This is a genomic window from Streptomyces sp. NPDC056628 (assembly GCF_042792555.1).
GTDB lineage: Bacteria > Actinomycetota > Actinomycetes > Streptomycetales > Streptomycetaceae > Streptomyces.
Genome location: NZ_JBHTWG010000045.1, coordinates 16,881 through 38,260, shown reverse-complemented (window position 1 = coordinate 38,260; position 21,380 = coordinate 16,881). Strand labels below are relative to the sequence as shown.

Annotated in this window: 15 protein-coding genes; 5 read left to right on the top strand and 10 right to left on the bottom strand. The window is 74.0% G+C overall.

The window, feature by feature from the left end:
* Positions 1 to 299: 299 nt before the first annotated feature.
* Positions 300 to 4,334: an AAA family ATPase gene (locus tag ACFRAC_RS32915; RefSeq protein WP_382937362.1), complete on the top strand. Its 4,035-nt coding sequence runs from the start codon at positions 300 to 302 to the stop codon at positions 4,332 to 4,334.
* Positions 4,335 to 4,564: 230 nt separating this feature from the next.
* A complete protein-coding gene (locus tag ACFRAC_RS32910; protein ID WP_382937359.1) occupies positions 4,565 to 5,332 on the top strand; it encodes a glycosyltransferase family 2 protein in 768 nt (255 codons plus the stop codon).
* Here the strand turns inward: ACFRAC_RS32910 and ACFRAC_RS32905 are convergent.
* Positions 5,316 to 6,557 carry an amidohydrolase family protein gene (locus tag ACFRAC_RS32905; protein ID WP_382937357.1) on the bottom strand — a complete coding sequence of 414 codons (1,242 nt, stop codon included), beginning with the start codon at positions 6,555 to 6,557 and terminating at the stop codon, positions 5,316 to 5,318. The two genes, ACFRAC_RS32910 and ACFRAC_RS32905, sit on opposite strands and share 17 nt — an antisense overlap.
* A 211-nt stretch (positions 6,558 to 6,768) precedes the next feature.
* Between ACFRAC_RS32905 and ACFRAC_RS32900 the strand changes: the two genes are divergently transcribed.
* Positions 6,769 to 8,670 (top strand): NAD-binding protein, encoded by a 1,902-nt coding sequence (locus ACFRAC_RS32900; RefSeq protein WP_382937413.1) that lies wholly within the window; start codon positions 6,769 to 6,771, stop codon positions 8,668 to 8,670.
* A 37-nt stretch (positions 8,671 to 8,707) separates the two neighbouring features.
* Here the strand turns inward: ACFRAC_RS32900 and ACFRAC_RS32895 are convergent, their stop codons facing one another.
* Positions 8,708 to 10,543: a prolyl oligopeptidase family serine peptidase gene (locus ACFRAC_RS32895; protein WP_382937353.1), complete on the bottom strand. Its 1,836-nt coding sequence runs from the start codon at positions 10,541 to 10,543 to the stop codon at positions 8,708 to 8,710.
* A 133-nt stretch (positions 10,544 to 10,676) separates the two neighbouring features.
* On the opposite strand from ACFRAC_RS32895, the gene ACFRAC_RS32890 reads away from it, so the two are divergent.
* Complete coding sequence (locus ACFRAC_RS32890) at positions 10,677 to 11,516, top strand: SURF1 family protein (protein WP_382937350.1); 840 nt, start codon at positions 10,677 to 10,679, stop codon at positions 11,514 to 11,516.
* Positions 11,517 to 11,556: 40 nt separating this feature from the next.
* Here the strand turns inward: ACFRAC_RS32890 and ACFRAC_RS32885 are convergent, their stop codons facing one another.
* The 7 genes from ACFRAC_RS32885 to ACFRAC_RS32855 all read right to left on the bottom strand — a co-directional run bounded on the left by ACFRAC_RS32885 (position 11,557) and on the right by ACFRAC_RS32855 (position 17,975).
* Positions 11,557 to 12,606, bottom strand: a complete 1,050-nt coding sequence (locus tag ACFRAC_RS32885) for a hypothetical protein (protein WP_382937346.1) — start codon at positions 12,604 to 12,606, stop codon at positions 11,557 to 11,559.
* Between the two features lie 74 nt (positions 12,607 to 12,680).
* Positions 12,681 to 13,361 (bottom strand): SigE family RNA polymerase sigma factor, encoded by a 681-nt coding sequence (locus ACFRAC_RS32880; protein WP_382937344.1) that lies wholly within the window; start codon positions 13,359 to 13,361, stop codon positions 12,681 to 12,683.
* 399 nt (positions 13,362 to 13,760) lie between these two features.
* Entirely contained in the window at positions 13,761 to 14,825 is a 1,065-nt protein-coding gene (locus ACFRAC_RS32875; RefSeq protein ID WP_382937337.1) for an aspartate-semialdehyde dehydrogenase, read from the bottom strand.
* Positions 14,825 to 16,102, bottom strand: coding sequence for an aspartate kinase (locus tag ACFRAC_RS32870; RefSeq protein ID WP_382937330.1), 1,278 nt, complete (start codon positions 16,100 to 16,102; stop codon positions 14,825 to 14,827). Before ACFRAC_RS32870 ends, ACFRAC_RS32875 begins: the two co-directional genes overlap by 1 nt.
* Before the next feature lie 188 nt (positions 16,103 to 16,290).
* A complete protein-coding gene (locus tag ACFRAC_RS32865) occupies positions 16,291 to 16,953 on the bottom strand; it encodes a DUF5063 domain-containing protein (RefSeq protein ID WP_382937327.1) in 663 nt (220 codons plus the stop codon).
* On the bottom strand, positions 16,946 to 17,545 hold the full coding sequence (gene recR / locus ACFRAC_RS32860) for a recombination mediator RecR (protein WP_009309432.1): 600 nt from the start codon (positions 17,543 to 17,545) through the stop codon (positions 16,946 to 16,948). Before recR ends, ACFRAC_RS32865 begins: the two co-directional genes overlap by 8 nt.
* An 88-nt stretch (positions 17,546 to 17,633) precedes the next feature.
* On the bottom strand, positions 17,634 to 17,975 hold the full coding sequence (locus tag ACFRAC_RS32855; protein ID WP_361345547.1) for a YbaB/EbfC family nucleoid-associated protein: 342 nt from the start codon (positions 17,973 to 17,975) through the stop codon (positions 17,634 to 17,636).
* Positions 17,976 to 18,267: 292 nt separating this feature from the next.
* Between ACFRAC_RS32855 and ACFRAC_RS32850 the strand changes: the two genes are divergently transcribed.
* Entirely contained in the window at positions 18,268 to 19,020 is a 753-nt protein-coding gene (locus ACFRAC_RS32850; RefSeq protein ID WP_382937309.1) for an SLATT domain-containing protein, read from the top strand.
* 4 nt (positions 19,021 to 19,024) lie between these two features.
* Here ACFRAC_RS32850 and ACFRAC_RS32845 read toward each other — a convergent pair whose 3' ends face one another.
* Positions 19,025 to 21,166: a protein kinase gene (locus ACFRAC_RS32845; protein WP_382937302.1), complete on the bottom strand. Its 2,142-nt coding sequence runs from the start codon at positions 21,164 to 21,166 to the stop codon at positions 19,025 to 19,027.
* Positions 21,167 to 21,380: the final 214 nt, after the last annotated feature.

Sequence of the window (21,380 nt, the reverse complement as noted above, 5' to 3'; positions counted from 1 at the left end):
GCGCGGGTCCGGGCGGGTCGGGCGGGAGGGACGGCGGCGCGACGCGCTCGCGGCTCCCGCGGACAGCGAGGTGTGAAAGCTGTCCGAGAACGTGCGGCGCCGGGTGAGGCGGCTTCGGGCTCTGCGGCTGGTGAGCCCGCCTCGGCGGCGCGCGGCGGCTCCCGCACTTGCGTCGTGATCCTGCCAGTCGGAGGGTGCCCGCGAGGAGGTTCCGGTCTCCGGAGCGGGCCTTCCTCGCAGGTCAGCCATATAGGGTGAGTTTTCCGGTCCGGAAGACCAGGTGGCGCGCGAGTGAGGGAGTGACGGTCTTGAGTTCCGAGTCGGCGGCGCGCGCGGCCTTCGCGGAACGGCTCGCGCTGCTCTACAAGGAGGCCGGTAACCCACCCCTGAAGAGCGTGGCCGAGGCGGTCGTCCGGCTGCAGCGGGTGGACGAGCGGGGACGCCCGGTGCGGGTGTCCGTCCAGCGGATCAGCGACTGGCGGCGGGCCAGGAACGTGCCCGCGCAGTTCACCGCGCTCTCGGCGGTCCTGCACGTCCTCATCCCCCAGGCCCGGCGGCTGCGGCCCGCGCCCGTGTCGGCCGGTCTGTACGACCTGGTGCAGTGGCAGCACCTGTGGGAGCGGGCCACCTCCGGTCAGGGACAGGAACCGGAGCAGACGGCCCCGACGGCGGTGGCCGGCGGGGTGTGCCCGTACCGGGGGCTGTCCTCCTACCGGCAGGAGGACGCCCGCTGGTTCTTCGGCCGGGAGCGCAGCACGGACGCCCTGGTCGCCCGGCTCCGCGCGGCGGAGCGCACCGGCGGCCTGGTGATGCTGGTCGGCGCCTCGGGCGCCGGGAAGTCCTCCCTGCTCAACGCCGGTCTGGTGCCGGCCGTGCGGGACGGCGCGCTGGGCGGTGCCGAGGCGCCCCGGGCGGGCGCCGTGCTCCAGCTCGTGCCGGGCGCCGATCCGCTGGGCGAGCTGGTCCGCCGGGTGCCGGAGCTGACAGACGCGGTGGCCACTGTGTCCACCGCCCGCGGACCGGACGGCGCGGAGGACGGTGACGCGGACCTCGTGCGGGACGTGCACGCGGCCGTCCTCGACTGGGCCCGGCGCGAGACCTCCGCCACCGGCCCGCCCGGGTCGCCTTCCGACGTGGCGCCCGCGCCTCCCGTACTGATCGTCGACCAGTTCGAAGAAACCTTCACTCTCTGTGCCGACGAGGCCGACCGCCGCGCCTTCGTCCGTGTCCTGCACGCGGCCTGCGCCCCGCCCGGGCCCGGCGCCCCCGCTCCCGCTCCCGCCCTGGTCGTCCTCGGCATCCGCGCCGACTTCTACGAACAGTGCCTGGTCCACCCCGAGCTGGCCGACGCCCTCCAGCACCGGCACATGGTCCTCGGCCCCCTCACCACCACCGAACTGCGGGAGGCCGTCACCGGACCGGCCAAGGCGGTGGGGCTGGAGCTGGAACCGGGGCTCGCCGAGCTGATCGCCCGCGAGGTGGGCGCGGACGGCCCGCGCGGCGCCCATGACGCGGGTGTGCTGCCCCTGCTGTCGCACGCGATGCTCGCCACCTGGCAGCGGCGCAAGGCCGGGCGGCTCACGCTCGCCGGGTACCGCGCGGCCGGCGGCATCCAGGGAGCGGTCGCCGCGACCGCCGAACGCGCCTGGGCCCAGCTCGACCCGGCGGCCCGCACCGCCGCCCGGCTGCTGCTGCTGCGCCTGGTCCGGATCGGCGAGGACACCCAGGCGACCCGGCGCCGCGGCACCCGCCGCCAGCTCGCGGCCGAGGCGGCGGACCCGGCGAAGACGGAGGAGTCCCTGGAGGCGCTGGTCCGGGCCCGGCTGGTGACCCTGGACGCGGAGACCGTGGAGATCACCCACGAGGCCCTGCTGCACGCCTGGCCCCGGCTGCGGGACTGGATCGAGGAGGACCGGCAGGGCAACCTGCTGCGCCAGCGCCTGGAGGAGGACGGCCGGGCCTGGGAGGAGTCCGACCGGGACTCCGCCCTGCTGTACCGGGGCTCCCGGCTGGAGCAGGCGCACGAGTGGGCGCGGTCCGCCGGGGACACCGTCCTCACCCGCGGTGCCGTGGACTTCCTGGCCGCCTCCGTCCGGCTGCGCCGGCGCACCGTGTGGATCCTGCGCGGCGGGATCGCGGCGCTCGTCGCGCTGGCGCTGGTCGCGGTCGGAGCCGCGGCGGTGGCGTGGAAGCAGCGCGACGACGCCCTGTTCGCGCAGGTCCTGGCCGAGGCCGACCGCTTCCAGTACACCGACCCCTCGCTGTCCGCCCAGCTCGACCTGGTGGCCCATCGGCTGCGCCCGGACGACGAGGAGACCGGCAGCCGGCTCATCTCGATCGTGAACGCGCCCCTGGCCACCCCGCTGAGCGGCCACTCCGGCGCGGTCTACCTCACCTCGTTCCGCCGCGACGGCAAGGTCCTGGCCACCGCCGGCTACGACCGGACCGTCCGCCTGTGGGACGTGTCGGACACGCGGCGCCCTCGCGCGCTGGGCGGTCCCCTGACCGGGCACCGCAGCTGGGTGAGCAGCGCGGTCTTCAGCCCCGACGGCAGCACCCTCGCCAGCGCCGCCGACGACGGCACCGTACGGCTGTGGGACGTGCGGCACCCGGAGCGGCCGCGGCCGCTCGGCGCGCCCCTGACCGGGCACGAGGGCACGGTCTACCTGGTCGCGTTCAGCCCGGACGGCCGCACCCTGGCCTCCGTGAGCGAGGACCGCACGGTCCGCCTGTGGGACGTGGCCGACCCCGGGCACCCGGCCCCGCTCGCCACGCTCACCGGCGCGGAGGCCGCCGTGCGCTCGGTGGCGTTCAGCCCGGACGGCGGGACGCTGGCCGCGGGCGGCGACGACGACACCATACGGCTGTGGGACGTGACCGACCGGCGCCGGCCCGAGCGGCTGGCCGGCCTGACCGGGCACACCGGGCTGGTGCACTCGGTGGCCTTCAGCCCCGACGGGCGCACCCTGGCCAGCGGCAGCGCCGACGACACCGTCCGGCTGTGGGACGTCTCCGACGGGGCCCGCGCCCACCAGATCGGCAGCCCGCTGACCGGGCATCTGGGGCCCGTCTGGTCGGTGGCGTTCAACCCGGACGGGACCATGCTCGCCGCCGCCAGCGCGGACAGCACCGCGAGCCTGTGGAACGTCAGCGACCCGGCGGACGCCTCGCAGGTCGGCGAGCCGCTGGCGGGCGGCAGCGGGGAGATGTACGCGCTCGGCTTCAGCCCGGACGGCCGCACCCTCGCCACCGGCAGCGGCGACGGCAAGGTCCGGCTGTGGTCCATCCCGACGTCCGACATGACCGGGCGCACCGGTGCGTTCCGGCCCGACGGCAAGGTGCTGGCGACGGCCGCGCGGGACGGCAGCGTGCGCCTGTGGAACGTGGCCAGGCCCGACCGGCCCGTGCTGCTGAACAAGCCCTTTCTGCCCGGCGACAGCGGACAGCGCTCCCTGGTGTTCTCCCCGGACGGGCACACCCTCGCGGTGCTGACCGGCAGCAGCGCGGTCCATCTGTGGGACGTCCGCGACCCCGCCCACCCGTCCCCGCTCGGCCCGCCGCTGACGCTGCGCACCCGGTTCATGGGCCCCGACGCGCTCGCGTACAGCCCGGACGGGCACACGCTGGCCACCGCCTACGACGACCGCACGATCCGGCTGTGGGACGTACGCGACCCCTCCCGCGCGGTGCCGCTGGGCAAGCCTCTGACCGGGCACGGCGGCTACATCAACTCGCTCGCGTTCAGCCCGGACGGCCGCACCCTGGCCAGCGGCAGCGCGGACGCCACGGTCCGGCTGTGGGACGTGGCCCGGCCCGCACGGGCGGCGGCGCTCGGCGGCCCGCTGACCGGGCACGGCGGTCCGGTCAACTCCCTCGCCTACGCGCCGGACGGGCGCACCCTGGCCAGCGCCGGCGACGACGACTCGGTACGCCTGTGGGACGTCACCGACCCGGCCGGGGCACGGGCGCAGGGCCACCCGCTCACCGGCCACACCGAGGCGGTCGTCTCCCTGACGTTCGGCCCGGACGGCCGCACCCTCGCCAGCGGCGGCAACGACAACACCGTGCGGATGTGGGACGTCGGGGACCCGGAGCACGCGTCGGCGGTCGGGCAAGCGATGAGCCCCAACGCCAGGACGGGCAACTTCCTGGCGTTCCGCCCCGCGAGCCGGATGCTCGGCGTCTCCAGCGGCACCGACACCGTCCGGCTGTGGAACCTGGACGTCGGCCAGGCGATCCGCCGGGTCTGCTCGACGACCCAGGGCGTGCTGACCCGGGAGCGGTGGCACGAGTACCTGCCCCGGCTGTCCTACGAGCCGCCGTGCGCGGACTGACTCGGTGGGGCCGGTGCGCAGCGTGAGGGGACGGGGACGCAAGTGGTATGGCGGAGCCGCGCGGGACAGCGGTTTCCGTGATCCCGATCACAACGCCTCACCGCAGCCGATCCGGCGGCCCCCACGAGGCTCGCGGCCTTGTTACTGTTGGCCACAGCCCGATCGCTGGTGCATCCCCCGTCGCCAGCGGTCGGGTCTTCGCATGTCCGTGGAAGGGTGGTGAGGGCCCCGTGCTCCGGCGCGTCGTCGTCGTGACCGCTGTCCACGGACCCTCGGCGCCGTTCCTGCCGCAGGCCCACGCGTCGCTGTGCGCCCAGGAGTTACCGCCCGGCTGGGAGTGGCACTGGGTGATACAGGAGGACGGCCGCACCGACGCCGTCCGCCGCCACGTCCCCGACGACCCGAGGGTGACGTTCCGTCAGGGACGGCCCGGCGGGCCGGGGGTGGCCCGCACCCTCGCCCTCGCGCACACCGAGGGCGCCTACGCCAAGATCCTGGACGCCGACGACCAGCTCACCCCGGGCGCCCTCGCCCGTGACCTGGCCGTCCTCGAAGACCACCCGTCCGTCGGCTGGACGACGTCCCGGGTGCTCGACCTGCTGCCGGACGGCTTGACGGCCGCGTTCCCGGGCGACCCGGACGACGGCCCGATAGAGCCGGGCGCCCTCGTCGGCGCCTGGCGGGCGAACGACCATCTCGCCCCGGTCCACCCGGCGACCCTGTGCGTCCGCCGGGACCTGCTGCTGGCGCTCGGTGGCTGGATGGCGCTGCCCGCGTCGGAGGACACCGGTCTGCTCCTCGCGCTCAACGCGGTCAGCCGCGGCTGGTTCTCCGCCCGGGTGGGGCTGCTCTACCGCAAGTGGGACGGCCAGGCGACGGGGCAGGCGGCCCATGTCGACCCCGCCGAACGGGCCGCGCGGATGGCGGTGGTGGAGGCCAGGGCCCGCGCGCTCGGCTCGTTCGGCTGGACGTACCCGCCGGTCACGGCGCCGGGCTGAGCGCCCGGTCCTCGCGGTCGAAGGGCAGGTCGAGCATCCGGATCGCGTTGCCGCGCAGCAGCTTGTACGCCACCTCCTCGGACAGCCCGCCGACGTGCTCCTCGGCGACCCGTTTCGTCTCGGGCCAGGTGGAGTCGACGTGCGGGTAGTCCGTCTCGAAGGTGGCGTTGTCGACGCCGACCGTCTCGATAGCCTCGATGCCGTGCCGGTCCCGGAAGAAGCAGCAGAAGATCTGCCGGTAGTAGTACGTCGACGGCGGCTCCGGGACGAGGTCCTTCACCCCGCCCCACGCCCGGTGCTCCTCCCAGACGTCGTCGGCGCGCTCCAGCGCGTACGGGATCCAGCCCATCTGGCCCTCGCTGTAGGCGAGTTTGAGCCGGGGGAAGCGCACCAGGACGCCGGAGAAGAGGAAGTCCATCATCGACGCCATGGCGTTGTTGAAGCTCAGGGCCGCCTGGACGGCGGGCGGCGCGTCGGGGGACGCGGCCGGCATCTGCGAGGACGACCCGATGTGCATGTTGACGACGGTGCCGGTGTCCTCGCAGGCCGCGAAGAACGGGTCCCAGTAGCCGGAGTGGATCGACGGCAGCCCGAGGTAGGTGGGGATCTCGCTGAACGTCACCGCGCGCACGCCCCGGGCCGCGTTGCGCCGGATCTCCTCGACCGCGAGATCGATGTCCCACAGCGGGATCAGGCACAGCGGGACGAGGCGTCCGCCGCTGTCGCCGCACCACTCCTCCACCATCCAGTCGTTGTAGGCCCGCACACAGGCCAGGGCGACCTCCTTGTCCCGGGCCTCCGCGAAGGTCTGGCCGCAGAAACGCGGGAAGGTGGGGAAGCAGAGCGAGGCCTCGACATGGTTGAGGTCCATGTCCGCGAGCCGGGCCCCGGGGTCCCAGCAGCCGCGCCGCATCTGCTCGCGCGTGATGCCGTCGAGGGTCATCTCGTCCCGCGAGAAGCCCACGGCCGCGATGATGCGCTTGTACGGGAAGAGTCCGCCCTCGTACTCCCACCAGTCGGTGATCTGGCCGGCCGGATCGGTGGTGAACCGGTACTTCCCGCCGACGTACGCGAGTTCGCCGATGCCGGCGGTGAGGGGCTTCGGGCCCCGGTCCCGGTACCTGGCCGGGAGCCAGGTCTCGAAGAGGTGCGCGGGTTCGATCACGTGATCGTCCACGCTGATGACCTTGGGCAGGTCCTTCGTGCCGCTCTCGGTGTGGGCCACGCCTACCTCCTGGCTGCTGCGCCGCCGCCCATTTTCTGACGGTCCGTCAGATACAGGGTCAGGGTAGTGCGCGCCCCGGGTCCCGCCAAGGGCTCATCGGGAGCGGGCGGAGCGGGGGTTCACGTGCTGTGGAACAACCGATCACGATGCGGCAGGCTTCTCCCTCGTGGCAGTTCCGCAGCAGACCTCGATCAGTGACAGCACCGCGCACATGGTGGTGTGCGGCGACGACGGCCTCGCGCACCGGCTGGCCGCCGAACTGCGCGTCGTCTACCGGGAGCAGGTCACGCTCGTCGTGCCGCCGTCCGAGCGGACGGTACGGCCGCCGGTCGTCGGGCGGGCCCGGGCCGCCTCGGCGGCGCTGCTGGGCGCCGTGACCGCGGCCGTCAACCGCGCGGGCACCGGCCCGGTCGCCGGTGAACCGGGCGGCACCCGGGTGCTGGAGGCCGCCGAGCCGACCGAGGCGACGCTCGCCGAGGCCGGGGTGGAGCGGGCCGCCGCCCTCGCCCTCGTCTACGACGACGACGAGACCAACATCCGCGCCGCTCTCACCGCCCGCCGGCTCAACCCGCGGCTGCGGCTCGTCCTGCGCCTGTACAACCGCCGGCTCGGCCAGCACATCGAGGAACTCCTCGACCAGGCCGCCTCGTTGGCGGCCGGCCCCGGCGAGGGCGGGCTCGACGCCTCCACCACCGTCCTGTCGGACGCCGACACGGCCGCCCCCGCGCTCACCGCCACCGCCGTCGCCGGCACCAGCAAGGTCGTGCAGACCGACGGCCTGTTACTGCGGGCGGTGGAACGGCCGCCGGGCGAGACCCACCCCTCCGACCTGGCCACCCTGGCGCTGCTGTCCACGACCCGCAGCGACCCGGCGGGCGCGGACGGCTCGGAGGACAGCGGCGAGCAGGGCCCGCGGATGCTGCCGGACGCCGTCCAGGTCGCGGCGGCCGGGGGACGCGGCACGGTCGTCCTGGAGCAGGTCTCCTACGCCGGTCCAGCGATGCCGTCGGGCCGTGGCGGGCGGAACCCGATGCCGTCGTTCGGCTCCCTGTTCTCCCGGCGGCTGCGCTGGTCCCTCGCCGGTCTGGTGACGTGTGTGGCGGGACTCGCGGTGGCGCTGACCGTGGTGAGCGGCGATCACCCGCTGCACGCCACCTATCTGACCCTGCTCGACCTCTTCGCCATCAACGAGCCCGCACTCCACCAGTCGCTGGCCCGCCAGATCCTCCAGCTGCTGTCCGGGCTGACCGGACTGCTGCTGCTCCCGGTGCTGCTGGCGGCGGTGCTGGAAGCCCTCGGCACGTTCCGTTCGGCGTCCGCGCTGCGCAAGCCGCCGCGCGGGCTCGGCGGCCACGTGGTGCTGCTCGGGCTGGGCAAGATCGGCACCCGGGTGCTGACCCGGCTGCGGGAGCTGCACATCCCGGTGGTGTGCGTCGAGTCCGACCCCGAGGCGCGCGGCATGCCCACGGCACGGCGGCTGCGGGTGCCGGTGGTGCTCGGCGACGTCACCCAGGAGGGCGTGCTGGAGGCCGCGAAGATCCATCGCGCGCACGCCTTCCTCGCGGTGACCAGCGAGGACACCACCAATCTGGAGGCGGCCCTGTACGCCCGCTCCGTACGGCCCGACCTGCGGGTCGTCCTGCGGCTGTACGACGACGACTTCGCCAAGGCCGTGTACCGCACCCTGCGCGCCGCGCACCCGCGTGGCTTCACCCGGAGCCGGAGCGTGACGCACCTGGCCGCCCCCGCGTTCGCCGGGGCGATGTCGGGGCGGCAGATCCTGGGCGCCATCCCGGTGGAGCGGCGGGTGCTGCTGTTCGCCACGCTGGAGGTGGGCGGGCACCCCCAGCTGGAGGACCGGACCGTCGGCGAGGCGTTCCGGCCCGGCGCGTGGCGGGTGCTGGCGCTGGACCGGACCCCGCCCGGCGAACGCCGGGACGGCCCGGCCGCCGAGCGGCCCCACGACGACCGGGCCGGCGCCCGGTCCGGCTGGGTGTGGGACCTGCCCGACACGTACGTCCTGCAGCGCGGGGACCGGGTCGTCCTGGCCGCCACCCGCCGGGGGATGGCCGAACTGCTCCGACGCCGGGGCCGGGAGCGGGCGGGGACGTGACCCGGACGGTTCCGGGGCGGGCGGCCCCGGAACCCGGCTACTTCCCGCGCGGGGGCAGGTGCCGCTCGGCGAAGTCCAGCTCCAGCCGCACCTGCTTGATCCGCTCGTCCACCACCAGCGAGCCGTGCCCCGCGTCGTAGCGGTACACCTCGTGCACGGCGCCGCGCGCCTCCAGCCGCTTGACGTAGTTGTCGACCTGGCGGATCGGGCAGCGCGGGTCGTTGACCCCCGCGGAGATATAGACCGGGGCCTTCACCCGGTCCACGTAGGTCAGCGGGGACGACGCCTCGAAGCGCTCGGGCACCTCCTCGGGCGTACCGCCCAGGAGGGTGCGGTCCATCGCCTTCAGGGCCTCCATCTCGTCGTGGTACGCCGTCACGTAGTCGGCGACCGGGACCGCCGCGATGCCCAGCGTCCACGCGTCCGGCTGGGTGCCGAGGCCGAGGAGTGTCAGATAGCCGCCCCAGGAACCACCGGTCAGGACGAGCCGCTCCGGGTCGGCGAGACCCGAGGCGACCGCCCACTCGCGGACCGCCGCGATGTCCTCCAGCTCGATCAGCCCGACCCGGTGTTTCAGGGCGTCCGTCCAGGCCCGTCCGTAGCCCGTGGAGCCGCGGTAGTTGACCCGCACGACCGCGTACCCGTGGTCCACCCAGGCCGCCGGGCCGGCCGCGAACGAGTCGCTGTCGTGCCAGGTCGGGCCACCGTGGATGTCGAAGACCGTGGGGAGCGGGCCCTCGGCGCCGGCCGGCCGCTGCACCAGCGCGTGGATCCGGCCGCCGGGGCCGTCCACCCAGACGTCCTGCACCGGCACCGAGCCCGGGGACCTCATACCGGGCGGGTCCAGCACCACCCGGCCGGTCGTGGAGCGCACCGCCGACGGCTCGGCCGCCGACGACCACAGGTACTCGACGCTGCCGTCGGGCCGGGCCGTCGCCCCCGACACCGAGCCCGCCGGGGTGTCCACGCGCTCCAGCGCCCGCCGGCCCAGGTCGTAGCGGAACAGCTCGCTGCGGGCCTCGAAGCTGTGCGCGATCAGCAGCCCGGTCCCGTCCGGGTACCACTCCGCGCTGACGTCGCCGGGCAGCTCCAGCGCCAGGTCCGTCTCCTCGCCGGTCGCCACGTCCCACACCAGCGGCTCCCAGCGGCCGCGCCGCTGATGCCCGACGAGCAGACGCGCGTCGCCGACCACCGGGGCGAAGCCCAGCACCTCCAGGCCCAGCTCCTCGGTGCCGCCCTTGGTGTCGTCCAGCTCGGCGACCGTCGAGCCGTCCGGGCGCAGCACGCGCAGCGCCGCGTGCATCGCGTCGCCGTGCTCGGTGTGCTCGACGGCGATCAGGCTGCCGTCGTGCGAGAAGTCGCCGACGCCCGCGGACTCGCGGTGCCGGTAGATCTCCACCGGCTGCTCGCCCGTGCGGACGAGGTGGATCGTGGTGCCCTCCTCGTCGGTGGAGCGGCCGACGACCGCGGTGCGGCCGTCCCGGCCGAGGGCGAGGCCCGCCGGGTAGGAGGCGTCCAGACCCGGTGCCGCGAGCTCGTCCTCGCCGCCGTCGAAGGGCTGGCGGCGCCAGACGCCGAACTCGTCGCCGTCCTTGTCGTCGAACCACCAGATCCACGCGCCGTCCGGGGAGAGCACGCCGTCCGTCGTGCCGTTCGGCCGGTCGGTCACCTGGCGCTGCTCGCCGGTCGCCCGGTCCCACGCGTACAGCTCGTACGTGCCCGTGGCGTTCGACACGAACAGCGCGCGGTCCGGGGCGTCCTCCGCCCAGTCGGGAAGCGACACCCGGGGCGCCCTGAAGCGCCGCTCCCAGTCCGGCATGTCCTCGTCCTGCTTCCGGTGATCCCGCGAAGCGGACCCGTGGCTCTCAGTCATGACCCCATAGTGCCTGGTCCGGACGGCATCGTGCGGCCGGGATCCCCAGCCTGTGGAAAACTCCGCCCACGCCCGACCACGACCGCACCCCCCGCGCCCCGCCGCCACCCCGCCGCACCGTACCGTTGGGGGCGTGTACCGGTTTCTGCTGACGCCCCGCTGGTGGGGGATCAACGTCTTCGTGCTGCTCGCCATCCCGTTCTGCGTGTTCATGGGGTCCTGGCAGCTCGGCCGGTTCGAGGACCGGGTGCAGGACCACCGCAGCGCCGGCGACCAGGCCGCGGCGAACCGGAGCGAACCCGCCCGGCCGCTCGCCGAGCTGCTGCCTGTGGACAAGACCACGGTGGGCCGCGAGGCCACCGCGCACGGCCGGTACGCCGAGCAGCTGCTCGTCCCCGACCGTGAGATCGACGGCGAGCGCGGCAGCTACGTGGTCACCCTGCTGCGCACCGAGGACGGCAAGGCCCTCCCGGTGGTCCGCGGCTGGCTGCCCGGCGACGCCGACCCGGCCGCGGCCCCCGCCGCCCCGTCCGGCGAGGTCACCGTCACCGGGGCGCTCCAGGCGTCCGAGGTCCCCGGCGAGAACGGCGTCCCCGCCCGGGGCGGCCTGCCCGCCGGCCAGACGGCGGCGATCAGCGCCGCGTCCCTGGTCAACCTGGTGCCGTACGACGTCTACGACGCCTGGATCACCCTCGCCGAGGCCGACACCGGGATGAAGGCGGTGCCGGTCGCCTCCGTCAACGACTCGGGTCTGGACCTCAAGGCGTTCCAGAACCTCGGCTACACCGGCGAGTGGTTCGTCTTCGCGGGCTTCGTGGTCTTCATGTGGTTCCGGCTGCTGCGCCGCGAGGCGGAGGCCGTACGGGACGCGGAGCTCGGCCTCCTCCCGGACGCCGCGCCCGCCGCCGGCGGCACGGACCCCGCGCCCGGCGAGCCGGGCGGAGGAACCGCACCGGAGAAGGCGAACGCCTGACCCCGGTACGCCTCGGCGCCCGGTACGCCCCCGGCCGGCGCTACGCGACCGGCAGTACACCCGTCCAGTACACGGTCCCCGCGCACGCGTTGGACACGGTCACCGCGGCCGTGGGCGCCGCCGCCTCGGTCGTGTTGGACACCGTGACGCTTCCGTCGGCCGTCGGGTCCTGCCGCATCAGCTGGGCCGCCGTACCGGTGTCGCCGCCCGTCGAGGTGCCGGTCGTGGTGCCGCCGGCGCCTTCGGACGGGGTGGGGTCGGGGGTCGGGTCCGGACCGCCGGAACCGCCGCCGTCGCTCTCCCCCGTCGAGGGGCAGGTCGCCGACGGCACCCAGGCGAACTTCACCTCGTACGAGCCGCCGGGCTTCAGGACGAGGGCGGGGAGCTCCTGGGACGGGTCGGGCAGACCGGTCGCCGGGTCACCCGCGACATGCCGGAGCCGGCCCACCTTCGTGGAGTCGGCCGCGCCCGCCATGGACAGCGACACCGAACCCGGACCGGCCACCGTGCAGTCGGCGGTGGAGATGTTGCTGAAGCGGAAGGTGCCGTACACCGCACCGGCCGAGTCGGGGACGCCCGCCTCCTGGCCGGCGACGCCGAGCTGGGCCGCGGTGCACGCCGGGACCCCGGCCGTGCTGGTGGCCAGCGGGTCGCCGGAGCCGCCCGTGCCGACGTCCGGACCGGTGCCGGCGCCGCCGTCCTTGCCCTTGTCACCGCCCTTGCCCTGCCCCTGCCCGCCGCCGGAGGACCCGCCGGACGTGTTCTCGCCGCCCTGCGTCTCCTTGCCGTGGCCGGCGCCCCCCTGCGCCTGCTCGCCGTGCCCTGCGTTGGAGGAATTGACGTTGGCACCGCCGGAGTTCGACACGTGCACGAGGGCCGGGACGGCCGTGCCCACGAAGAGCACCGCGGCCGCCGCGCCGACCAGCGCCTGCCGTTTGCGTGCCCGCCTGGCCGGCACCGCCCTGCGCAGATGCGCGAGCGTGCCGTCGCGCGGTTCGATCTCCTGGACCGCGTCGTGCAATATGCGGCGCAGTGCCAGCTCGTCCGAGTCGAGCCCTTCGGGGCCCTGGTCGTCGGGGCCGTGGTTCACAGTTCCGTTCCCTGCGTGCGATTGCTTCGGCTGATGCTCGTCCGGCCGCCCGGACGGCCCGCTATGGTCCCCGCTCATGCCGGCGCCTCCATCGCGACCCGCAGCGCCGCGATGCCGCGCGAGCCGTACGCCTTCACCGAGCCCAGCGAGATGCCCAGCGTCTCGGCGACCTGCGCCTCCGTCATGTCCGCGAAGTACCGCAGGACCAGCACCTCGCGCTGGCGGCGCTGCAGGCCCTTCATCGCCTTGATGAGGGAGTCGCGTTCCAGCTGGTCGTACGCCCCCTCCTCCGCGCTCGCCATGTCGGGCATCGGCTTCGACAGCAGCTTCAGGCCGAGTATGCGGCGGCGCAGGGCGGAGCGGGACAGGTTGACGACGGTCTGGCGCAGGTACGCGAGCGTCTTCTCCGGGTCACGGACGCGTTTGCGCGCGGAGTGGACCCGGATGAACGCCTCCTGGACGACGTCCTCGCAGGAGGCCGTGTCGTCGAGGAGGAGCGCCGCGAGGCCCAGCAGCGAGCGGTAGTGCGCCCGGTAGGTCTCCGTGAGGTGGTCGACGGTCGTCCCGGCCGCCGCGGCGCTCTCCGCCTCGGAACCGTCACGCTGACTGGGGATGCGGGTGGGCCGCGCTGCGGGCATGGGCGCGATCACCGGCATGCCGCCGGGCGCACCGGGCATGCGGGGTCGGACGGGACGGCGGGGCGGCCGTAGGGCCGTACCGCGGGTCGCCGCGATGAAGTCGAGAACCTCTGCCACGTCAGTTGGACACGCATCCCCCCAGGAGGGTTGTACGTGCCGGACGTCACTTTTGCGTCAGTCGCCGCCACCGGCCCTCGCGTGCCAGGCAGCACGACCGACCGTGCGTCAAACGCCCACATGCCTACCCGCTCTTCCCTTGTGCCTCATCTGTGAACGGGCGTCCCCACGCCTGCTCAGTGGCGTCCCCACGCCGGAAAGACGCGTCTCCGCGCCCTTGAAGGGCGACCGCAAAGACGCTCCCCGCCCTGCAAGCGGTTGCAGGGCGGGGAGGAAAATCTTCTGCCGCCGCAACAGTCCTGATCAAGGGGCCATGACCATCGATCGGCTCACACTGTTCACGCAGATCCTACAAACGCGGGGGCCGGATCTCGGAAGATTTTTCCGGCCACCGGGGCCTCAGGAGAGTTCCGCCGCCACGAGTTCGGCGATCTGCGCGGTGTTGAGCGCGGCCCCCTTGCGGAGGTTGTCGCCGCACACGAAGAACTCCAGCGCCGTCGGGTCGTCGAGGGCGCGGCGGACCCGGCCCACCCAGGTCGGGTCGGTGCCCACGATGTCGGCGGGGGTGGGGAACTCGCCCGCCTCCGGATCGTCGTACAGCACGACCCCGGGCGCGGTGGCCAGGATCTCGCGGGCCTTGGCGACCGTGACCTCGCCCTCGAAGCCGGCGTGCACGGTCAGCGAGTGCCCGGTGAGCACGGGGACGCGGACGCACGTCACCGCGACCGGCAGCTGGGGCAGGCCGAGGATCTTGCGGGACTCGTCCCGCACCTTCATCTCCTCGGACGACCAGCCGTCCTCGCGCGGCGAACCGGCCCACGGCACGACGTTCAGCGCGACCGGCTCCGGGAACGGCCCGGTGTCGTCGCCGACGGCCCGTCGTACGTCACCGGGGGTGGTGCCCAGCGCGGTGCCGGCGACCAGGGACAGCTGCCGGCGCAGGGTGTCGACGCCGGCCCGGCCGGCCCCGCTCACCGCCTGGTAGGAGGACGCGACGAGGGAGCGCAGCCCGAACTCGGCGTGCAGCGCGCCGAGGGCCACGATCATGGAGAGGGTCGTGCAGTTGGGGTTGGAGACGATCCCGCGCGGCCGCATCCGCACCGCGTGCGGATTGACCTCCGGCACCACCAGGGGCACCTCCGGGTCCATCCGGAAGGCGCCCGAGTTGTCCACCACCACCGCGCCCGCGGCGGCGGCGACCGGCGCCCAGCGGGCGGCCACGTCGTCGGGTACGTCGAACATGGCGACGTCGACCCCGGCGAGGGCCTCCTCGGTGAGCGCCACCACCTCGACCTCCTCCCCGCGCACGGCCAGCTTGCGGCCGGCCGAGCGCGGGGAGGCGATCAGACGGATCTCTCCCCAGATGTCCGCGCGCTGGGACAGGATCTGGAGCATGACCGAGCCGACGGCCCCGGTCGCCCCCACGACCGCGAGCGTCGGGCGACGGGATCCCGAGGGGGCCATCAGCGCCCGGTGCCTCCGTACACGACAGCCTCGTCGCTGTCGGAGTCCAGGCCGAAGGCGGAGTGCACGGCCCGCACGGCCTCGTTGACGTCGTCGGCGCGGGTGACGACCGAGATGCGGATCTCGGAGGTGGAGATCAGCTCGATGTTCACGCCCGCGTCGGACAGCGCCTTGAAGAAGTCGGCCGTGACGCCGGGGTTGGTCTTCATACCGGCGCCGACCAGGGAGATCTTGCCGATCTGGTCGTCGTAGCGCAGGGACTCGAAGCCGATGCGCGACCGGCTCTTCTCCAGCGCGTCGATGGCCTTGCGGCCCTCGGACTTCGGCAGCGTGAAGGAGATGTCCGTCAGGCCCGTGGAGGCGGCGGAGACGTTCTGCACGATCATGTCGATGTTGATCTCGGCGTCGGAGATCGCACGGAAGATCGCGGCGGCCTCGCCCGGCTTGTCCGGCACGCCGACGACCGTGACCTTGGCCTCGGACGTGTCGTGCGCGACTCCCGAGATGATGGCCTGTTCCACCTGCTTGTCCCCTCGCTGAATCGGCTCGCTGCTGACCCACGTGCCCTGGAGCCCGCTGAAGCTGGACCGGACGTGGATCGGGATGTTGTATCGGCGGGCGTACTCCACACAGCGGTGGAGCAGCACCTTCGAGCCGGACGCCGCCAGCTCCAGCATGTCCTCGAAGGAGATCCAGTCGATCTTCTTCGCCTTCTTGACCACGCGCGGGTCGGCGGTGAACACGCCGTCGACGTCGGTGTAGATCTCGCACACCTCGGCGTCGAGGGCGGCGGCCAGCGCGACGGCCGTGGTGTCGGAGCCGCCGCGGCCCAGCGTGGTGATGTCCTTGCTGTCCTGGCTCACGCCCTGGAAACCGGCGACGATCGCGATGTTGCCCTCGTCCACCGACGTCCGGATACGGCCGGGGGTGACGTCGATGATCCGGGCCTTGTTGTGGACCGAGTCGGTGATGACACCTGCCTGGCTGCCCGTGAACGACTGGGCGGAGTGGCCCAGGTTTTTGATCGCCATGGCCAGCAGGGCCATGGAGATCCGCTCTCCGGCGGTCAGCAGCATGTCGAGCTCGCGCCCGGCAGGCATCGGGGATACCTGCTCGGCGAGATCGATCAGCTCGTCCGTCGTGTCGCCCATCGCGGAAACCACGGCGACCACCTGGTGGCCGTTCTTCTTGGCTTCCACGATCCGCTTGGCGACGCGCTTGATGCCCTCGGCATCGGCTACGGAGGAGCCTCCGTACTTCTGCACGACAAGGCCCACGTGCGCTCCTCGCTCAGTCCGTGTGTGTCGGCTCAGTTTACCGAGCGCCCGAAAACGACCATCAGGTTCCCAGATGGTGAGATTCGGCGCTCCGGCATGGTCCCTGCCCGGTCGGGCGCGGGGCACTCCGAAAGTGGGAGAGGTCACTGCGGGACGAACGCCGGGATGAAAGCGCTCGCCGGACGCCCCTAGGGCGCCGAGTGCAGGCCGAACCGGCCGCCGATCTCTCGCTGCATGACCCGGCCGGCCTCGAACTCCAGGGTCTCGTCGCCCATCACACCCTGGTCGGTGTCCAGGCCGTCCAGCTCCTCCAGCGGCTGGTCCAGCCGGATGTGGGCGAGGACGGAGTGCAGCGCGCGCAGGGTCGCCGACGCCGTGGAGCCCCAGTTGGAGAAGTAGGAGAACTGCCACCACCACAGGGCCTCGGCGACGCGGCCGGCGCGGTAGTGGGCCATGCCGTGGCGCAGGTCGGCGATGACGTCGGCGAGGTCGTCGGAGATCCGGGCCGGGACCGGGGCCTTGCGGGGCTCGTAGGGGTCGAAGACCTCGGAGTAGATGTCCACGGGCTCCAGCAGACGGGCCAGGTTCTCGCGGAGCTCGTCCACGTCCTGCTCGGGGCCCAGGTCGGGCTCGTAGCGCTCGTCGGGGACGATGTCCTCGTGGGCGCCGAGACGCCCGCCCGCCAGCAGCAGCTGGGAGACCTCCAGCAGCAGGAAGGGCACCGTCGAGCCCGGCTCGTCGCCCTTCGCGACCTCCGTCACCGCGACCAGGAAGCTCTCGATCTGGTCCGCGATCTGGACCGCGAAGTCGTCCGGGTTCGGCTCGGTCGCGTGCAGCGTGGCGTCAGACATCTAGGAGTCGTCTCCCCTCGAAGGCGCGGCCGAGGGTGACCTCGTCCGCGTATTCCAGGTCCCCACCCACCGGGAGGCCGCTGGCCAGGCGGGTGACCTTCAGGCCCATGGGCTTGATCATGCGCGCGAGATAGGTGGCCGTGGCCTCGCCCTCGAGATTCGGGTCCGTGGCCAGGATCAGCTCGGTGACCGTCCCGTCGGCCAGGCGCGCGAGGAGTTCCCGTATCCGCAGGTCGTCCGGGCCGACGCCCTCGATGGGGCTGATCGCGCCGCCCAGCACGTGATACCGGCCGCGGAACTCACGGGTCCGCTCGATCGCCACGACGTCCTTCGGCTCCTCGACCACACAGATGACGGAGGGGTCGCGGCGGGTGTCGCGGCAGATGTTGCACAGCTCCTCCTGCGCGATGTTCCCGCAGGTCGCGCAGAAGCGGACCTTCGCCTTGACCTCCATGAGGGCCTGCGCGAGGCGCCGCACGTCCGTCGGTTCCGCCTGCAGGATGTGGAAGGCGATCCGCTGCGCGCTCTTGGGACCGACGCCGGGCAGCCGCCCCAGCTCGTCGATGAGGTCCTGGACCACGCCTTCGTACAACGGACTGCCGTCCTTCCTGAGTTCCTACGGTACGTACGGTAGTTGGCGCGGCCCCGCCTGAGGAAGGCGGCGGATGACGCGCACTGGATCAGAAGGGCAGACCCGGGATGCCTCCGCCGCCCAGCCCCTGGGCCAGCGGGCCCAGCTTCTGCTGCTGGAGGGTCTGCGCGTTCTCGTTGGCGGCCTGGACGGCGGCGACGACCAGGTCGGCCAGGGTCTCGGTGTCCTCCGGGTCGACCGCCTTCGGATCGATCTTCAGCGCCCTGAGCTCGCCGGAGCCGGTTACCGTGGCCCGCACCAGGCCACCGCCCGCCTGGCCCTCGACCTCGGTCCGCGCCAGTTCCTCCTGGGCCCGCTGAAGATCCTGCTGCATCTTCTGCGCCTGCTGGAGCAACTGCTGCATGTTGGGCTGGCCACCACCGGGGATCACGTCGAGCTCCTCGCGTCTGTACGGCTTTCCCGTTCAGCACGAGCCTACGTGCTCCGGGCGGCCGTCGCCCCGGCACTCTTTCGAGTGAGAGGAACTCGAGGGAACTGGATTCCTATACCTGATCAAGACCCACTTCCGGGCGGAAAAGACGCGAAAGACATCTCTTCGCCACCCATTGGGCGGTAGGAAGGGTCCGGCGCGTCAGCCTCAGGTGTCGCGTGACGTTCCGTGCGCCACGGAGGTCGTACCCGGCGCGCACGTCCCACGCACCGTGATCAGTAGGGAGTGCCGGGTGGGTCAGCCGGAGATGCAGCCCGAGAGGTCGCCGCAGGGCGGGTGGGGCGGCGAGGGGGCGGCCGGACTTCGGCCGGGCGATCTGACCGGGCGGGCCTTCCCGCTCGGGGACTGGGGGGAGCCCGCGGTGCGGTTGCACGAGCTGTACCGGTGGGTGGAGCACCGGGCGCTGGAGACCGCCGCGTGGTATCTCGCGGACCGGGTGTGGAAGCGGCGGGGGGCCAGGGCGCTGCGCGGCGGCGCGGCGGCGGGCGCGGTCGCCGGGGCGGCGCTGCCGCTGCTCGATCTGACGGGCGTCGCGGGCGGGGCGGCGCGCTGGGGGTATCTGGCGCTGCTGCTGTCCGTGGCCTGTGTCGCGGCCGACCGCTTCTTCGGGGTGACGTCCGGCTGGATAAGGGACGTCGCCACGGCCCAGGCCGTGCAGCGGCGGCTGCAGGCGCTCCAGTTCGACTGGGCGACGGAGAACGTGCGCGAGGTCCTGGGCCCTGCGGAGGGCACGGCGAGCGAGGCCGCCGAGCGGTGCCTGGGGGTGCTGCGGCGGTTCTCGGAGGACCTGAACGAACTGGTGCGGGCGGAGACGGCGGACTGGATGGTGGAGTTCCGCACGGGCTCGGCGCCCCTGGGCATCCAGTCGGCGCTGTCCGGCGGCGCCCGGCAGGACGCCGGGACGGGTGCGGGCCGCTTCCCGGTCCCCCCGGCGAACGGCACGCGCCCGAACATGCCCCGTCAGCGGCCGCCCGAGCCCCGCTGAGGGCTCACTGCCTGGTGTAGGTCAGCTTCTCCCCGCTGCCCACGGTCACCCGCTCCAGCCTGCCGTCGGGCAGCAGCCGGATCTGCGTGGCCTTGCCCGGGGAGCAGGTGGGGGGCGCGCCGGCGGTCACCGTGGACGGGCCGATCGGCAGCGTGCCGTCCGGGTTGGGTGCGGCGGCCAGCTCCGCGGTGAACTCGCAGTGGTAGGTGCCGCTCCCGGCGGGCCCGTCGGCGACGAGGCTGAGGACGGTGTCGCCGATCTCGCCCTGCCGGATGGTCAGCCGGCGGCTGCTCGCGCCGTCGGTGGAGGCGATGGAGGCCGTCCAGGTGCCCAGCATCTCGGCGGGGACGGCGCCGTCGTCCGCCGAGCCGCTCGGGGACGGCGTCGGGGAGGCGGTCGTCGGGTCGCCGGCCGGGTCCTGCGTGACGCCGGCGGTGGTGGGCGCGGGGGTCGGCCGGCCGCCGCCCTCGTCCTCGTGACCGCCGCTCATCAGCGCGTAGACCGAGCCGCCCGCGGCGAGCGCCACGACCAGGGCCACGATCACCAGCACCACCGTGGACCGGCCGCCGCGGCCCCCGCGCTCGGGCGGTGCGGGCTGGTACGGCGACGCCGGGTCGTACGCGGTGGGGCCGTACGGCGAGCCCGGGCCGTACGGCGGGGTGGCGCCGTGCGCGGGCGCCTGACCGTGGGGGGCCTGCTGGTACGGCGGGGTCGGGCCGGCCGGCGGATAGCCGTACGCGTGCTGCTGCGGATGCTGCTGCGGGACGCCGTAGCCGGGGTGGGCCGGGGCCCCACCGGGCGCGGAGGCGTCACCGAAGGGCCCCGCCGGGCGGCCGGGCGGGCCGGGCGACGGGGTGGTGGTGCCGCCCGGCCCCGCGGTGACGGTGGGCAGATGGTGCACCGGTGTCCCCGGGGCGGCGGGGGCGTGCTCGGGCGAGGCGGCGGGCGCCGGCTCGCCGGGGGCGGGCGGGGACGCGGGACCGGAGGCAGCGGGTGCGGCGGGACCGGAGGCCGCCGGACCGGCAGGTCCGGACGCGGCAGGACCGGACGCCGCGGGTGCGGCCGGGACCGGGCCCGGTGCCGCCGCCGCGGCGGTCTTCGCCTTGCCCGGTCCGGGGGCGGGCGGCACCACCGCCGCGGCCTCGCCGGGCCGCTCGCCCCCCGGTCCCTGGGACGCGTGGCCGCCGGGACCGGCGAGCCCGGCGGGGGCGGCGGGGCCGGGCGGGACCGGGTCCTCCGCGTCCAGCAGCCGTACCGCGTGCCGGCCGAGCTGGGCGACCAGGGCGCTCGGCAGCCACGGGTCGCGGGAGCGGCCCCCGGAGACGGTGTCCTCGGCGCCCGTCCGCTCCAGGATCGCGTCCAGGGAGGGACGGGCCTCCGGCTTCTTGCGCAGACAGTCGCGGACCAGTTCGGCGATGCCCTCGGGCACCCCCTCCAGGTCGGGCTCGTCCTGGGCGATCCGGAACATCACGGCGTGCGCCCCGCTCTCGACGGAGCCGAAGGGCAGCCGGCCGGTAGCGGCGTAGGCAAGCACCGAGCCCAGGCAGAACACGTCGCACGCCGGGGTGATCCGGTCGCCCCGCACCTGCTCGGGCGCCATGAAGCCGGGCGACCCGATGAGCGAGCCGGTGCGCGTGAGGCCGGTCTCGTCGACCGTCTCCAGGGCCCGGGCTATCCCGAAGTCGATGACGCGGGGTCCGTCGATGGTGACCAGGACGTTCGAGGGCTTCAGGTCGCGGTGCACGATGCCGGCGGCGTGGATGTCCTTCAGGGCGTGCGCCAGCCCCGCCGTCAGGATCCGCACCGACCGCTCGGGCAGCGCCCCGTGGTCATGGCCGACGACCTGCTGCAGGCTCGGCCCGGCCACGTACCCGGTGGCGACCCAGGGGACCTCGGCCTCGGTGTCCGCGTCGAGCACGGGCGCGGTCCAGAACCCGCCGACCTGCCGGGCGGCCCGCACCTCCTGCCGGAACCGGGCCCGGAACTCGTCCTGCGCGGCCAGCTCGCGCCGGACCAGCTTCACGGCGACGGTGCGCCCGCGGTCGGACCGGGCGAGGTACACGTCCCCCATGCCGCCCGCACCAAGCCGCGCGAGCAGCCGATACGCCCCGATCTGCGGCGGATCCCCCGGCCCCAGCTTCTCCATCGCACGCCCCCAACAGCCCCCGCCTATGCGTCGGCCCCACGATAGTGCGGCGTTCCGCGAGGTGAGCGAGCCGGGCTCTACGGTTCGGTAACAGGAAGCCCGGCCCGCTCCAGCGCGGCCGACAGGCGTTCCAGCAGGCGGACGGCCTCGGCGAGCTCCTGCTCCCCCATGGCCCGCCGCGCGCCCGGCATCGGTCGGCGCGAGGCTACGGACT

Excerpts from the sequence above, each read along its gene's own strand:
- ACFRAC_RS32895 (WP_382937353.1), bottom strand. The coding sequence starts at position 10,543 with ATGACTGAGAGCCACGGGTCCGCTTCGCGGGATCACCGGAAGCAGGAC.
- ACFRAC_RS32875 (WP_382937337.1), bottom strand. The coding sequence starts at position 14,825 with ATGGCCCCCTCGGGATCCCGTCGCCCGACGCTCGCGGTCGTGGGGGCG.
- ACFRAC_RS32845 (WP_382937302.1), bottom strand. The coding sequence starts at position 21,166 with ATGGAGAAGCTGGGGCCGGGGGATCCGCCGCAGATCGGGGCGTATCGG.
- ACFRAC_RS32900 (WP_382937413.1), top strand. The coding sequence starts at position 6,769 with ATGGTGGTGTGCGGCGACGACGGCCTCGCGCACCGGCTGGCCGCCGAA.
- ACFRAC_RS32865 (WP_382937327.1), bottom strand. The coding sequence starts at position 16,953 with ATGTCTGACGCCACGCTGCACGCGACCGAGCCGAACCCGGACGACTTC.